Source organism: Pseudomonas paraversuta (assembly GCF_904063065.1).
Taxonomy (GTDB): domain Bacteria; phylum Pseudomonadota; class Gammaproteobacteria; order Pseudomonadales; family Pseudomonadaceae; genus Aquipseudomonas; species Aquipseudomonas paraversuta.
In genome coordinates, this window is sequence record NZ_CAJFCL010000009.1 from 20,482 (window position 1) to 35,581 (window position 15,100).

Annotated in this window: 12 protein-coding genes; 5 read left to right on the top strand and 7 right to left on the bottom strand. The window is 59.5% G+C overall.

Annotation, left to right across the window (positions count from 1 at the left end; translation table 11 throughout):
* Window positions 1–16 precede the first annotated feature (16 nt).
* From JQ845_RS18250 to JQ845_RS18265, 4 genes are all read right to left on the bottom strand, one after another.
* Window positions 17–1,057 carry an ABC transporter substrate-binding protein gene (locus JQ845_RS18250; RefSeq protein WP_003444490.1) on the bottom strand — a complete coding sequence of 347 codons (1,041 nt, stop codon included), beginning with the start codon at window positions 1,055–1,057 and terminating at the stop codon, window positions 17–19.
* 41 nt (window positions 1,058–1,098) lie between these two features.
* Window positions 1,099–2,223 carry an ABC transporter ATP-binding protein gene (locus tag JQ845_RS18255; RefSeq protein ID WP_160626656.1) on the bottom strand — a complete coding sequence of 375 codons (1,125 nt, stop codon included), beginning with the start codon at window positions 2,221–2,223 and terminating at the stop codon, window positions 1,099–1,101.
* Between the two features lie 272 nt (window positions 2,224–2,495).
* Window positions 2,496–3,125 carry a response regulator gene (locus tag JQ845_RS18260; RefSeq protein WP_003444492.1) on the bottom strand — a complete coding sequence of 210 codons (630 nt, stop codon included), beginning with the start codon at window positions 3,123–3,125 and terminating at the stop codon, window positions 2,496–2,498.
* Between the two features lie 25 nt (window positions 3,126–3,150).
* Window positions 3,151–5,541: a PAS domain-containing sensor histidine kinase gene (locus JQ845_RS18265; RefSeq protein WP_203009328.1), complete on the bottom strand. Its 2,391-nt coding sequence runs from the start codon at window positions 5,539–5,541 to the stop codon at window positions 3,151–3,153.
* 74 nt (window positions 5,542–5,615) lie between these two features.
* Here JQ845_RS18265 and JQ845_RS18270 point away from each other — a divergent pair, with 74 nt between their 5' ends.
* Window positions 5,616–6,611, top strand: coding sequence for an alpha/beta hydrolase family protein (locus tag JQ845_RS18270; protein WP_203009329.1), 996 nt, complete (start codon window positions 5,616–5,618; stop codon window positions 6,609–6,611).
* A gap of 11 nt (window positions 6,612–6,622) precedes the next feature.
* On the opposite strand, the gene JQ845_RS18275 is transcribed toward JQ845_RS18270, so the two are convergent.
* From JQ845_RS18275 to JQ845_RS18285, 3 genes are read right to left on the bottom strand one after another with little or no spacing between them, the layout of a single operon-like run.
* The gene (locus JQ845_RS18275) at window positions 6,623–7,390 is read right to left on the bottom strand and encodes a TerB family tellurite resistance protein (protein WP_003444495.1); all 768 of its coding nucleotides are present in this window, start codon (window positions 7,388–7,390) and stop codon (window positions 6,623–6,625) included.
* 1 nt (window position 7,391) lies between these two features.
* Window positions 7,392–8,063: an N-acetylmuramate alpha-1-phosphate uridylyltransferase MurU gene (murU, locus tag JQ845_RS18280; RefSeq protein WP_003444496.1), complete on the bottom strand. Its 672-nt coding sequence runs from the start codon at window positions 8,061–8,063 to the stop codon at window positions 7,392–7,394.
* Entirely contained in the window at window positions 8,060–9,085 is a 1,026-nt protein-coding gene (locus JQ845_RS18285) for an aminoglycoside phosphotransferase family protein (protein ID WP_127196499.1), read from the bottom strand. The genes murU and JQ845_RS18285 overlap by 4 nt, the downstream gene beginning before the upstream one ends.
* A gap of 132 nt (window positions 9,086–9,217) precedes the next feature.
* On the opposite strand from JQ845_RS18285, the gene JQ845_RS18290 reads away from it, so the two are divergent.
* From JQ845_RS18290 to rsmA, 4 genes are read left to right on the top strand one after another with little or no spacing between them, the layout of a single operon-like run.
* A complete protein-coding gene (locus JQ845_RS18290) occupies window positions 9,218–11,965 on the top strand; it encodes an LPS-assembly protein LptD (RefSeq protein ID WP_003444498.1) in 2,748 nt (915 codons plus the stop codon).
* Entirely contained in the window at window positions 11,940–13,280 is a 1,341-nt protein-coding gene (gene surA, locus JQ845_RS18295; protein WP_177412985.1) for a peptidylprolyl isomerase SurA, read from the top strand. The genes JQ845_RS18290 and surA overlap by 26 nt, the downstream gene beginning before the upstream one ends.
* Window positions 13,277–14,266 carry a 4-hydroxythreonine-4-phosphate dehydrogenase PdxA gene (gene pdxA / locus JQ845_RS18300; protein ID WP_203009330.1) on the top strand — a complete coding sequence of 330 codons (990 nt, stop codon included), beginning with the start codon at window positions 13,277–13,279 and terminating at the stop codon, window positions 14,264–14,266. Before surA ends, pdxA begins: the two co-directional genes overlap by 4 nt.
* Window positions 14,263–15,081 (top strand): 16S rRNA (adenine(1518)-N(6)/adenine(1519)-N(6))-dimethyltransferase RsmA, encoded by an 819-nt coding sequence (rsmA, locus tag JQ845_RS18305; protein WP_003444501.1) that lies wholly within the window; start codon window positions 14,263–14,265, stop codon window positions 15,079–15,081. Before pdxA ends, rsmA begins: the two co-directional genes overlap by 4 nt.
* Window positions 15,082–15,100: the final 19 nt, after the last annotated feature.

The following is a 15,100-nucleotide window of genomic DNA, read 5'->3' on the forward strand; positions in this document are numbered from 1 at the left end:
CGCATGTCAGCACTGCTTACTTGGCAGCCCAAGCGTTGAAGCGCTGCTCCAGCTGCTCGCCGTTGTCAGCCCAGAAGGTGACGTCGATCTGCACCTGATTGGCGATGTTTTGTGCAGCGGTCGGCATGTCTGCCTGCACGGCTTCAGGCAACAGTGGCATGGCCTCCTTGTTGGCCGGGCCGTAGGCGATGTTTTGCGAGTACAGGCTCTGCTGTTGCGGCTGCAGGGTGAAAGCGATGAACTTCTTCGCCACTTCGGCCTTGTCTTTGCTCAGGCCTTTGGGAATGGCCCATGCATCAAAGTCATAAATCCCGCCGTTCCACACAATCTTCAGATTGCTTTCTTTCTGCACGGCTGCGATGCGGCCGTTGTATGCCGAACTCATCACCACATCACCGGAAGCCAGGTACTGCGGCGGCTGTGCGCCCGCTTCCCACCACTGGATGCTCGGCTTGAGTTCATCCAGCTTTTTGAAGGCGCGGTTCTGCCCTTCCTTGCTCGCCAGCACCTTGTACACATCCTTGGGCGCTACACCGTCGGCCATCAAGGCAAATTCCAGGGTGTACTTGGCGCCCTTGCGCAGGCCGCGTTTGCCGGGGAAGGTTTTGGTGTCCCAGAAGTCTGCCCAGCTGGTGGGCGCAGTTTTCAACTTGTCGGCGTTGTAGGCCAGCACGGTGGACCAGACGAAGAAGCCGGCACCGCAGGTCTGAATCGCCCCTTTGACGTACTGCTCAGGATTACCGAACAGGGCCGGGTCCAGCGCTTCGAACATGTCTTCATCGCAACCGCGGGACAGCTCCGGCGATTCGACTTCTACCAGGTCCCAGGAAATGCTTTTGGTGTCGACCATGGCCTTGATCTTGGCCATTTCGCCGTTGTATTCACCGGCGATGATTTTGCCCTCGCCTTTGGCTTCCCAGGGTGCATAGAAGGCTTTGACCTGAGCCGCCTTGTTCGCACCGCCAAACGACACCACGGTCAGATCGGTTGCGGCCAGGGCATTGGCTGCGAACATCAGACCCAGACTCAAGGCCGTGAACTTCAGGGATGTATGCATTTTTTGTTCTCCACTGTGCAGGGTTGGTGAAGCCGGGGCGATTAATTCGCCTCTAAGAGAGGGTCCAGCGCACGTACATGTTCGACCTGCCAGCCCAGCGGCACGACGTCACCGACGGCCAGGGAGGGGTCCAGTTCAGCAATCGGCTGTTTCACAAAAAAATCGGTCTTGCCGCACACTTCCATGCGCACCCGGACGTGATCGCCCAGATAAATAAACTCTTCGACGCGGCCCGAGAAACGGTTGGCGCAGGCTTCGCTGGAACCATTGAGACAGATGCGCTCAGGCCGTATCGACAGGGTCACCGGATCACCCGTTCGCCCCACGTTTACCGCCAGTGCCTGGACTTTCTCACCGCGCCCCAGCTCGACCACGCAGCGCTCACCGTCCTGACTGTGCAGACGGCCACTGAGGCGGTTGTTTTCGCCGATGAAGTTGGCGACAAAGGTGTTTTTCGGCTCTTCGTAGAGGGTACGGGGCGGGGCAATCTGCTGGATTTCACCCTGATGGAATACCGCTACCCGGTCGGACATGGTCAAGGCTTCGCCCTGGTCATGGGTGACATAGACCACCGTCACGCCCAGACGTTGATGCAGATGCTTGATCTCCATCTGCATGTGCTCGCGCAGTTGTTTGTCCAGAGCCCCCAGCGGTTCATCCATCAGCACCAGCTGCGGTTCGAACACCAGCGCCCGCGCCAGCGCGACCCGCTGTTGCTGACCACCGGACAACTGGGCCGGGTAACGCTGGGCGAAGGCATCCAGCTGCACCATGCTCAGCACGCGCTTGACCCGTTCGCTGATATCGGTTCGATTGAGGCCGCGCACCGACAGCGGAAAACCAAGGTTTTCCGCCACGGTCATATGGGGGAACAGTGCGTAGTTCTGGAACACCATGCCGATGTCGCGCTTGTGCGGTGGCACGTGATTGATCGCGCGCCCGGCCAGTAAAATCTCGCCGGCGGTTGGTGTTTCGAAACCGGCCAGCATCATCAGGCTGGTGGTTTTGCCCGAACCGGACGGCCCGAGCAAGGTCAGAAATTCGCCTTTGCGAATATCCAGATTGAGATCCTTGACGATCAGGTTTTCGCCGTCGTAGCTTTTTTGCACGCCACGGAAGCTGACCAGTATCTCACTCGCCCCAGCGCTTGCACCGACCTCACTCATAGCCACACCTTTTGTTTTGGACTGCCGTAGCCCAAGACTAAAGAAGGCGCCAGCCCACAGAAATCGGGGCGCAGGAGAGATTCACATCAGGAGGCTGGAAGGCTTCTTGTAGGGATAGCCCTACAGGGTTGTCGCGATTTGGATGGTTGATTGGGGCGGGCCCAGTGGCTGGGCAAAGACACCTCATGAAAGTGTCGTAATCAGGTATGCGCGAGATATGCCGTCGCGGCCGCAAGCTGCGATCGGCAGTACCGCGACCGGCCAGGTTACATTCAGAGCAACTTGTGCTCCATGGCGTATTTCACCAGCTCCGCCAATGAGTTGATATGCAGCTTTTGCATCAAGCGCGCTTTGTGGGTGCTGATGGTTTTACTGCTCAGGGCCAGTTGCTGGGCGATTTCGTTGACATTCACACCCTGGGCCAGGCGCTCGAAAACAGAAAACTCACGCTCGGACAACAATGCGTGCAATGGCCTTTCATCTGTCAATCCGACCTCAAATACCATGCGGTCGGCCAGGTCCGGATCGATATAGCGCCCGCCCGCCGCAACCTTGCGAATCGCCATCAACAACAGCGCCGGATCACTGTCTTTGGTGGCATAACCGGCGGCACCGAACTTCAGGGCGCGGGCCGCCATTTGCGCTTCGTCATGCATCGATAACACAAGAATGGCCGGCGGGTTGTTCAGGGCGCGAATCCGCGGAATAGCTTCCAGGCCGTTGACCCCGGGCATGGATATATCCAACAGCACCACCTCACACTGCACATGGCGCAGGGTTTCCAGCAACTGTTCGCCGTTGCTCGCCTCGCCCACCACCAGCAGATCCTTGGCCAGGCCAATCAACTGTTTGATGCCCTCGCGCACTATGGTGTGGTCTTCAGCTACCAGTACTCGAATCACGGATATTTCCTTATTCAAAGGGCACTCAAGACGCCGGGAGCAGCGGCACCCGCACACTCAACAGCGTCCCCTCACCCGGCACACTGTGCAAAGTCAGGGTACCGCCCAACATCAGGACGCGCTCGCGCATACCGACCAGGCCGAATGAAGTCGGCTTGCCGGTGGCGGGCACAAAACCCTGGCCATCATCGCTGATGCTCAGGCACAAGTCGTTGCCCTCCAGGCTCAAGGTCAACTCTACCGTCTGGGCGTGGGCGTGGCGCATTACGTTGGTCAGGGCCTCCTGCATGATTCTGAACAGGCTGACTTCCTTGGCCCCCCCCAGCGCCGGCAAATATTCCGGCACCTGCACCAGGCAAGGGATTTGCGTGCGCGCTTCAAAACGCCGGGCCTGCCATTCGATGGCGGAACTGATGCCGGCATCCAGGATAGGTGGACGCAGGGCCGTGGCCACATCACGTACCAGCTGGAACAACTGCGCAATCAGCTTTTTCATGCTGTTGAGGCGCTCGCGCAGCCCCGGATCCAGCTCGGCATAGGCCAGCTCGCACATTGAGGTCTCCAGCTTGAGGACCGTCAGCATCTGCCCCAGCTCATCGTGAACCTCACGGGCAATATGAGCCTTTTCCTCTTCACGCACACTTTCAAGGTGGGCCGACAGCTCCCGCAGCTGTCCGCGCGAACTATCCAGTTCCAGCTCAATGCGTTTGCTCTCGCTGATGTCCCAGACGATGCCGTCCCAGACCACGGTGCCATCTTCCAGGCTGCGGGTGATGGCCTTGATCTCGGCCCAGCGTTGCTGGCCCTGACGGGTCAGGATGCGGCCCTGCCATGACCAGTCGCTGTCGCTGTCCAGCGCCAGGTCCTGAACCCGGTGGTAATCCGCCCGGTCATCCGGATGCACGAGGCTGCGCAGCCCCACTTCACGCTGACGCAAGGTAGTCGGGGAATACCCCGCCAGGCTCTCGCTGCCTTCGCTGATGTAGGGGAAGTCCAGTTCGCCGGTCAGCAACGAACGCTCCAGGCGAAAGACCAGTCCCGGGACATTGGCGGCAATACCCTGCAAACGCGCATCACTTTCCTGCAAGGCAGCCTGTACCCGGCGGCGTTCGGTGATGTCATTCAGGTAAACCACCAGGTATTCAGCATCTTTGAAGCGCAGAAAACTCAAGGTCACGTCGGCCGGAAACTCGCTGCCATCGGCGCGGATGCAATGGGTTTCAATCCGTTGCACTGCTTCTTCGCTGGCACGGGCGCGGCGCCATAAAGTCAACCAGCGGTCCATGTCCAGGCCCGGCTCAAAATCTCTCAGGGGGCGATCCAGCACGGCCCCCGGCGGATACCCGAGCATGTCTTCTGCCGCCTGATTGGCATAGCGCACATGACTATCCCAGTTAACCCACAAAATCCCCATCGGGCTTTGATCGATAGAAAACTGAGTCAAGCGCAAGGCTTCAGCACTGGCGGTGCCCAGGGCAATGTCTTCACGGGCACGGAGCAGTGCTCGCTCCAGGGCCGTCTGCTGGCGACGCTGCCAGAACATGATTGCCATGCAGGCCAGTAATAGCACACCGATCAACAAGCACAGGTTCTGCCAGAAGCCGGGAGACGGGCCGAGCTTAGGGTACTTGGGTTGCAGCCAGTGGCTGTGCAGTTGCTCCATGTCCCGTGCAGGAATGGCATGCAGCCCGCGCTCCACGATACCGGCCAGTTGCGGCCAGTCGCGGCGGGTGGCCACCCGCAACAACTGTGGCAAACCAATGTCACCGACCACCGCCAGCCCGGCGAACTCGGGCTCGGCCGACAGCCGGGTCAGTTGCGCTTCATCAACCACCGCGTAGGTTGCTTGCTGGCTCAACAACAACTGCAAGGCCTGGCGCTCGAGGGACACGCCCTGCAGATTGAGACCGGGATAGCTGCTGCGCAGATAATCGGCGGCAGAACTGGGCATTCGCACCGCGACCCGGACCTGGCTGTCCACCCGCTCCAGGTCCACAGAGCCGCCGGCGTTGCGCTCGCCCACCAACAAATGCGGAACCCGCATGTAAGGGTCAGAAAAAAGCCACAGCCGCAAGCCCGCCGGGGTCTGCGTCAGCCCGGGCGCCAGGTCGATCTCGCCGGCTCGGGCGGCCTGCTCCAGTTGCGCCAGATCGGCATAGTTATGCCAGACCAGGTCGATGCCCAGACTCTGCGCCAGCCATTTCATCAATTCGACGTTGGCCCCGGACAATCGCTGCAAACGTTGATCAAATTTGGCATAGGGCGCCTGTAACACCAGGCCGACGCGCAGCTGCCCGTGCTGCGCCAGCCATTGCTGTTGCTCCGGGCTCAACTGCGCCGCAGGCATGGACGCGGCATTGACCATCAAGGGCAACGATAACCAGCCGATCATTAACAGATAGCAAAAACGCTTCATCGGAACACTCATACCCTGACAAATGCTGATCAACCCATTAGGCTGCCTGGATTACTTCTGGCCTGGAATCACCTATGTTTTCTTTGCGCCCGGCACTTGCAGCGCTGTGCCTGTGGTTGTTCCTGCCACACGCCTTGCCGGTACTGGCGGCTGATCCGGAGCCGGCACCAGAGCCTGCACAAGCTCAGCCGGAAATACGCCCACAGCTGCCCGAACGCAGCATGGAAGACGAAACGGCTCTTGAGCGCCAGCTACCGAAAAACCAGCAACAACAACTGCAGGCCGGGCAAGACAGTTTTCTCGCACTCTGGAGGCCCGCCAATAGCAGCGACCCCAGTGGCGCGGTGATTATCGTACCGGGAGCAAGCGAAAGTGCAGACTGGCCACTGACTGTGGGCCCGCTGCGCAACAAACTGCCGGATGCCAACTGGGCCAGCCTGAGTCTGAGCTTGCCGGACATGCAAAGCCAGGCCAGCCAGCCGCGCCAGGCCGAACCACAGGCACCTCCCGCACCCCCGGCGCCGAACACTAGCAGCAAAGAGGCCAGCACCACAGCCAAACCCATCGAGCAGGCGGCCAGTATCGGCACCGAAAACACGACTGAAGCGCCACCGGCCGAGACGTTTGAGGCCATGAGCAAAGCGGATGCCGAGCGGATTTACGCCCGTATTGACGCTGCCATTGCCTTCGCCCAACAGCAAAACATGCGCAGCCTGGTGCTGCTTGGCCACGGTACCGGCGCCTATTGGGCTGCGCGCTATGTGAGCGAAAAGCAACCAGCCCAGCTGCCCAGACTGATCCTGATCGCCGCGCAGACACCGACCGGAGTTGAACCTGATTTGAGCCAATTGACGCCGAATCTCTCGCTGGCGCAATTGGATATCTTCTACAAAGACCAGCCGCTGGCCCGCAAGGCCGCCTTGCAACGACGACAGGCCAGCCAACGGGTAAGCCGTACGAATTTCACTCAAGTTGCCCTGAACGCCATCCCGGGCAATAAGGAAGCCGAGCAGGAACAGCTGTTTCGCCGAGTACGCGGCTGGCTCAGCCCGCAGCCTGCCTACAAGTAGCCGCCAGGCCGTTAACGAAACCCGCGCTGCTCGCGAATCATGGCGTAGGCGTGGTGCAGTTCGCGGGTTTTTTCCGTGGCCTCGCGCACCTGAGCCGGACTCGCGCCGCTGCCGGCAACCTTGTCCGGGTGATGACGACTGAGCAAACGCCGATAGGCGCGTTTGATCTGATCCGGCTCCGTACTCGCCGTTACCCCCAGCAGGACTAACGATTGCTGGTAGGTGCCATCACGGGTGGCCAGTGGTTTTCTATGCGGTTCATAGTCTGGGCCCAGCGCCTGCACCTGTTGCGCCGTCCAGCCCAGCCAGTGCCCCCACAACACGATCAACTCGCGCTCCCGGGGATCGATACGACCGTCAGCCAAAATCATCCTCCACCCGGCGCGCAGCACACCTTCTGCTGCATGGGGCTGGGCTTTCAGGCGTCGTAGATAGCCGCGCAGGGAGTCATTCTGCGATTTGCCACGATTGAACGCGGCAATGGCCCGCTGCTGCGCCGGGCCGGACATGTCGAGCTGACGCATTTCCTGGCGCGCTTGCTCAATGTGCTTGTCCACCACCCTGCCGCCGCTTTTGGCCAGCCGTCCAAGCAGCACAAACAACAGTTCATCGTTGCGCAACGCCGGGCGACCGCCCAAGCGTTCACGCAACTGCGCCCAGCTGTGCAACTGCAGACGCCGGTCCAGCGCCTGCCCCAGTAAAGCACCGAGCATGGCCCCCGGAATGCTGGCAATGAAAAAGCCGGCACCGGCTCCGACAAGAGTCCCTGGCCACAACATTTTAGTGTTTGCCCTTGATCAACGATTCAACTTCGGCCAAACGCTCATGGGTCCCCACATCGACCCAATGCCCCTGTAAACGCTCGCCCGTCACCTGTCCGTCGGCCATGGCTTTGCGCAGCAAGGGGGCGAGTTTGAATGCGCAAGGCGTAGCCCCCGCGAATAAGCCGGGGCTAAGCACTGCGATGCCACTGTAGGTCAGGGCGTCGACACCCGGCAGCGCATCGAGAACTTGCGCGCCCTGCAGGTAAAAGTCACCGCCCGGATGGTGTGCCGGGTTATCGACCAGAACCAGATGCGCCAGGCCTGTGAGCGGCTGACGCAAGCCTGCAAAGTCGTAGTCGGTCCATATATCGCCATTGATCACAGCAAAGGGCTGATCGCCCAGTAACGGCAATGCTTTAAAAATGCCGCCGCCGGTCTCCAGCGGTTCGCCTTCAGCGGAGTACTGGATACTCACGCCAAAACGCGAACCATCGCCCAGATGATCTTCTATTTGCTGACCCAGCCAGGCGTGGTTGATTACGATCTCGGTAAAGCCCGCCGCCGCCAGCGCCCGCAGGTGGTACTCGATCAAAGGCACGCCGCCAGCCCGTATCAACGGCTTGGGAGTATGCAAGGTCAGCGGCCGCAGGCGTTCACCTTTGCCCGCTGCCAGAATCATGGCCTTCATAGGTCCGCCCCGGCACGCAGGCCAAGGCTGTGGAACAGCTCGCCTAGTTCCGCCAGTTCAGGACGGCGTGCCAGCACCGCTTCTATATAAGAGAAGAAGCGCGGCACGTCAGCCAGATAGCGTGGTTTGCCATCACGATGGCAGATGCGCGCAAAGATACCGATCACCTTCAGGTGTCGCTGCACACCCATCAGATCACTGGCTTGCAGGAACGCCTCGAAATCCGCCCCCACCGGGATGCCCAGTGGCAAGGCCAGTTCCCAGTAGTCGCGCAGCCAGGCGCGCACACGCTCTTCCGGCCAACTGAGAAAGGCGTCCTTGAACAGACAGGTAATGTCGTAAGTGACCGGGCCATACACCGCGTCCTGGAAATCCAGAACCCCGGGGTTGGGGATACTGAGCATCAGGTTGCGCGGCATAAAGTCGCGATGGACCAGTACCTGGGGCTGCTGCAACGCACTGTCGATCAACAGCGCGCTGACCCGCTGCCAGGCAGCCTGTTGCTGCTCATCGAGCTCTACACCCAAATGACGGCGCACGTACCACTCGGGAAACAACTCCAGTTCGCGACGCAGCAAAGCAACGTCATAGCTGGGCAAAGGTGCTTTCATCGGCAGTTGCTGAAAAGCCAGCAAGGCTTCAATGGCGTCTTTGAACAACTCATCGGCATTGGTGCTGTTAATCACGTCGAGGAATGTTTTATTGCCCAGGTCGTTGAGCAAAAGAAAACCGCGCTCGAGGTCCTGAGCATAAATTTTTGGCACATTTATCTGGCTGATACGCAGCAAATCAGCGATATCGACGAATGGCTTACAGTTTTCCTGGGGGGGCGGCGCGTCCATGACGACAAAAGTCCGACCCTCGCCCTCCCAGCGAAAATAGCGTCTGAAGCTCGCGTCGCTACTGGCCGAAGTCAACGTGGCCGGGGGTACGACACCCCAACCCTGGTCCTCATACAAGGTTACCAACTGCTCATCCAGCCAAACTTTCAGGTGTTGCAGGCGTACATCTTGGTCAGGCATTACAAGGGTCTCCGACGGTGCTAGCCGTCAAGCGGGTCATGCTTTATTATCCAGCATCTTTTCCAGACCATCGATAGGCGTTGCGGTCCCCCACCGCGGGCTGATGGCACGCAGGAAGCCCGGACTAATAAGATGGCATTGAAATCCCCCGCGTTTCGTAAAAAATTTCCGTTGCTGGTAACCGGCAGTTTGCTGGCCATGCAACCTCTAGCCATGCCGTTCGCTGTTGCCGAGGAACAGTATGACTGTTCCGTGTCGGCTACGGGTGGCTGGGATTGCACGCCAAAAACCAACGCCGCGCAATTGCCGCCGCGTCCGGCGCACCAGGGTGTCCTGGCAGAAGCCAGCGGTGAGGCCAGCGAGCAAGTCGCGCCCATCCCGCTGGTTACTGAAGCCAAGGGCCGTGGGCTGAGCGCGCGCAGCGCCGACTACAGCCACCTGGACTGGGTGCCCCGGGAGAAGCTGACACCGGCGCAACTGGCCGAAACCGGACCTTACTGCTCCGGCTCGTACGTCGAGCCCATCCGTCCGGGCATGAACGACCCCACCAGTAAAAGCGATGCCCCGACCTTTGTTGGCGCTAAAGCTTCCCGCTATCAGCAGGAAGAACAGGTCGCGACCCTGGCCGGCGATGTCGTCATGCGTCAGGGCAGCATGCAGGTCGAGGCCGACGAGGCCAGCCTGTATCAGGCTGAAAGCCGTGGCGAACTCAATGGCAATGTCCGTCTGCGGGACAACGGTGCACTGATCGTTGGCGACCACGCCGATGTGCAGCTGGACACTGGTGCGGCCAAGGTCGACAACGCCGAATACGTTTTGCACAAGTCGCGCATCCGCGGCAGCGCGCTGTATGCCAAGCGCGCCGAAGACGCCATCATCCGTCTCAAGGATGGTACTTACACCACGTGCGAGCCGAGCAGCAACGCCTGGCAGCTCAAGGGCAACAACATCACGCTGAACCCTGCCACCGGTTTCGGTACGGCGACCAACGTGACGTTGCGGGTTAAAGACATCCCGATCTTCTACACCCCGTACATCTATTTCCCGATCGACGATCGCCGCCAGTCCGGTTTCCTGCCGCCGTCTTTCAGCAGCAGCACCGACACCGGCTTTACGCTCGTGACCCCGTACTACTTCAACCTGGCGCCGAACTACGATGCCACGTTGTACCCGCGCTACATGACCAAGCGCGGCCTGTTGATGGAAGGCGAGTTCCGCTACCTGACCGAGTCCAGCGAAGGGCAGTTCGGCGCCGCTTACCTCAACGACGACGACACCAAGCGCAAGGGTCAAACCGACTACTCCGACAAGCGCTACATGCTTAACTGGCAGCACAAGGGTGGCCTCGATTCGCGGGTACTGACAGAAGTCGACTACACCAAGATCAGCGATCCGTATTACTTCCAGGATCTGCAAACTGATCAGATCGGCGTCGAAAACCGCGACTACCTGAACCAGCAAGCTGCCGTCAGCTATCGGGGCGACAGCTACACCGCCCGGTTGAATGCCCAGGCCTATCAACTGGCCACTGTTACCCAGGTCACGCCTTACAACAAGTTGCCGCAACTCACCCTCGACGGTGCGCTGCCGTTTCACCCTGGCGGCGTGAACTTCAGCTACGGCTCCGAACTGGTGCGGTTTGAGCGCAGTCTGGAAAACGGTAATTACACCAACGAAGACGGCACTACTGCCCCGCGACTCGACAACAATATTGTTGGTCTGGCACGAGCCAACGGCACACGTCTGAATCTGGCGCCGAGCATGAGCCTGCCGATGACGTCAAGCTACGGCTTTGTGACTCCAACCCTGAAGTACATGTACACCCAGTACGATCTTGATCTGGATAGCCAGGGCAAAAGTACCTTGCTCGCCGGTGAAGACTACAAGAGCTCGCAAAACCGTAGCGTGCCTATTGCCAGCGTCGATAGCGGCCTGTATTTCGACCGCAATACCAACTGGTTCGGCACCAACTACCGCCAGACCCTGGAACCGCGCGCTTTCTATCTGTATGTCCCTGAGCGCAATCAGGAAGACATTCCTGTTTTCGACACCAGCGAAAACACCTTCAGCTATTCCTCGCTGTGGCGTGACAACCGGTTCAGCGGTTCCGACCGCGTGGGCGACGAGAACAAGCTGTCGCTGGGTCTGACCAGCCGCTGGATCGAAGACAACGGCTTTGAGCGCCAGCGTGTCAGCATCGGCCAGGCGTATTATTTCCAGGATCGCAAGGTTCAATTGCCGGGCATTGCCGACGATCGCAAGGATTCAACCTCCAGCGTCTCGCCTTATGCTCTGGAATACGCCTATCGCTTCAACCGCGACTGGCGCGCCACTGCCGACTACAACTGGGATCCGGAAACCCGCAGCCCGCGTTCCGGCAGCGCGATGATGCACTACCAGCCTGAAGACAACCCGAACAAGGTGGTCAACCTGGGCTATCGCTATCGCAACGACCAGGTGATTTACAACCAGTACACCGGCAAGTGGCAAATGGGCGGTGATTACCTGACCCCGGGGCAAAACGGTTACATCAAGGATTACTACAAGATCCAGCAGCACGACTTCTCGGTTATCTGGCCGATCGTGCCGCAGTGGAGCGCCATCAGCCGCTGGCAGTACGACTACAACCGCAACCGTACTCTGGAAGCCTTCGGTGGCTTTGAATACGACAACTGCTGCTGGAAGCTTCGTCTGATCAGCCGTTATTGGGTATCCAACGACGAGTACACCCAAGAAGCCCCTCAAAACGAGAAGGGCGATCATGGTCTCTTCCTCCAAGTTGTGTTGAAAGGTCTCGGTGGCGTAGTCGGCACCAAAGTAGAGAGCTTCCTCGACAAAGGCATCCAAGGTTATCGTGAACGTGAAGATCAAGCTTTCTGAGTGTCTGCGCCCGCTAGTGCTGGGCGCGTTGTTTCTGGGTACTGCAGTACACGCTGCAGTACAACCCCTTGACCGGGTTGTGGCCATCGTCGACAACGACGTGATCATGCAGAGCCAGCTGGACCAGCGTGTCCACGAAGTTCAGCAGACCATTGCCAAGCGTGGCCAGGGCGTGCCGCCTGCCAGCGTTCTGGATCAGCAAGTACTTGAGCGTCTGATCGTCGAAAACCTGCAACTGCAGCTCGGCGAACGCTCAGGCATCCGGATCACGGATGAAGAGCTGAACCAGGCCATTGGCACCATTGCCCAGCGCAATAACATGACCATTGACCAGTTCCGCCAGGCACTGGCTCACGACGGCCTGTCCTATGAAGATGCCCGCGAGCAGGTTCGTCGCGAGATGATCATCAGCCGTGTGCGCCAGCGTCGTGTGGGCGAGCGCATTCAGGTGACAGAACAGGAAGTGAAGAACTTCCTCGCATCGCCTATGGGCGCAATGCAAATGTCCGAAGAATTCAATCTGGCCAATATTCTGATTCCAACGCCGGAAAGCGCGAATTCGGAAGCAGTCCAGACGGCTTACAAACAGGCTGAAGAGATCTACAACCAGCTCAAGAAAGGCGCCGACTTCGGTCAAATGGCCATCGCCCGCTCCGGCAGCGATACCGCACTGGAAGGCGGCGACATGGGCTGGCGTAAAGCCGCTCAATTGCCACCACCGTTCGACAGCATGCTGAGCAAAATGCCAGTAGGAGAAGTGACGCCTCCGGTACGTACACCGGGCGGCTTTATCATCCTCAAGCTCAACGGCAAACGCGGCGGCGAAACCGTGGTGGTGGACGAAGTCCATGTTCGTCACATCCTGATCAAGCCGAGCGAAATCCGTAGCGAAGCGCAGACCAAGGAACTGATCAACAAAATCTACGAGCGCATCACGTCGGGCGAAGATTTTGCCACCCTGGCCAAAACTTACTCCGAGGATCCGGGTTCTGCCCTTAACGGCGGCGACCTGAACTGGGTCAATCCGGACTCTCTGGTACCCGAGTTCCGTGAGGCCATGGCCGACACGCCCCAGGGCGTATTGTCCAAGCCGTTCCAGACTCAATACGGCTGGCATGTTCTGGAAGTCCTTGGCCGCCGCGCCACCGACAGCACCACCCAGGCCCGTGAACAGCAAGCAATGAACGCACTGCGTAACCGCAAGTACGACGAAGAGCTGCAAACCTGGTTGCGTCAGATCCGTGACGAAGCCTATGTAGAGATCAAACTTCCTGGCGCCACCTCGCAAGAGAGCGGAAACCAGGCAGCGCAGTGAAAACACAGCGTTTTGCACTGACACCCGGCGAGCCGGCAGGCATAGGTCCAGACCTGTGCCTGCTACTCGCCTCACAACGCCAGCCGCACCCCCTGATTGCCATTACCAGCCTCGACCTGCTCCTTGAGCGGGCCGTGCAACTGGGCGTGGCTGTCAACCTGCTGCCGGTGAGCCCGGACAACTGGCCTGATCAGCCAGCCCCTGCAGGCAGCCTGTATGTGTGGGATACCCCGCTGAAAGCGAAGGTAATTGCCGGCACACTGGACAAAGCCAATGCCGGGTTTGTCCTGCAAACCCTGACCCGGGCTGCTGAGGGCTGTGTCGACGGGCACTTCGCGGGCATGATTACCGCCCCTGTACACAAGGGCATCATCAATGAGGCCGGGATTCCATTCTCCGGTCACACTGAATTCCTCGCAGACCTGACCCACACCGGGCAGGTTGTGATGATGCTCGCCACGCGCGGCCTGCGCGTAGCCCTGGTTACCACTCACCTGCCCCTGCGCCAGGTGAGCGACGCAATCACCCCTGAGCGACTGATGCGGGTTACCCGCATTCTGCACGCCGACCTGCAACAAAAATTCGGCATTGCCCGGCCCCGCATCCTGGTTTGTGGGCTCAACCCCCACGCCGGCGAAGGCGGCCATTTGGGCCATGAAGAAATCGACATTATTGAACCAACTCTGGAGCGCCTGCGCAGCGAAGGTATGGATTTGCATGGCCCGCTGCCCGCCGACACTCTGTTTACCCCCAAATATCTGGAGCACTGCGATGCAGTGCTGGCGATGTACCACGACCAAGGCCTGCCCGTACTGAAATACAAAGGGTTTGGTGCCGCTGTCAACATCACCCTGGGCTTGCCGATCATCCGCACCTCTGTCGACCATGGCACCGCCCTGGATCTGGCAGGCAGCGGCAAGATCGATACCGGCAGCCTGCAAGTCGCGCTGGAAACCGCCTATCAGATGTCCGAGACCCGTATATGAACGAGCAATTCCAACACAAGGCGCGTAAGCGTTTTGGCCAGAACTTCCTGCACGATGCGGGTGTCATTGACCGTATCCTGCGCGCCATCAACGCCAAGCCTACTGACCGTTTGCTGGAAATCGGTCCGGGACAGGGCGCCCTGACCAAAGGCATCCTTAACAGTGGCGGCCAGCTTGATGTCGTGGAGCTCGACAAAGACCTGATCCCGATCCTCAAGCAACAATTCGCAGGCATGAGCAACTTCACCCTGCACCAGGGCGATGCCCTGAAGTTCGATTTCAACAGCCTGGGCGCTGCACCACGCACCCTGCGGGTTGTCGGCAACCTGCCGTACAACATCTCTACCCCGCTGATTTTTCACCTGCTGAAAAACGCCGGCCTGATCCGTGACATGCACTTCATGCTGCAAAAAGAAGTGGTTGAGCGCATGGCTGCCGGCCCGGGCGGTGGCGATTGGGGCCGTCTGTCAATCATGGTTCAGTATCACTGCCGCGTGGAACACCTGTTCAACGTAGGTCCAGGCGCGTTCAATCCGCCGCCTAAAGTAGATTCGGCCATTGTCCGCCTGGTGCCACACGAAGTACTGCCACACCCGGCCAAAGACCATCGCCTGCTTGAGCGCGTGGTTCGGGAAGCCTTCAACCAGCGCCGCAAAACCCTGCGCAACACCCTCAAGGCCTTGCTCAGCAACGCCGAGATCGAAGCGGCTGGTGTTGACGGCAGCTTGCGTCCAGAGCAACTCGACCTCGCCGCCTTTGTGCGCCTGGCCGACGTACTCAGCGAACAAGCTGTGGCAAGCCCAGAAAAAGACTGATCATCTCCGGGCCAAGTGC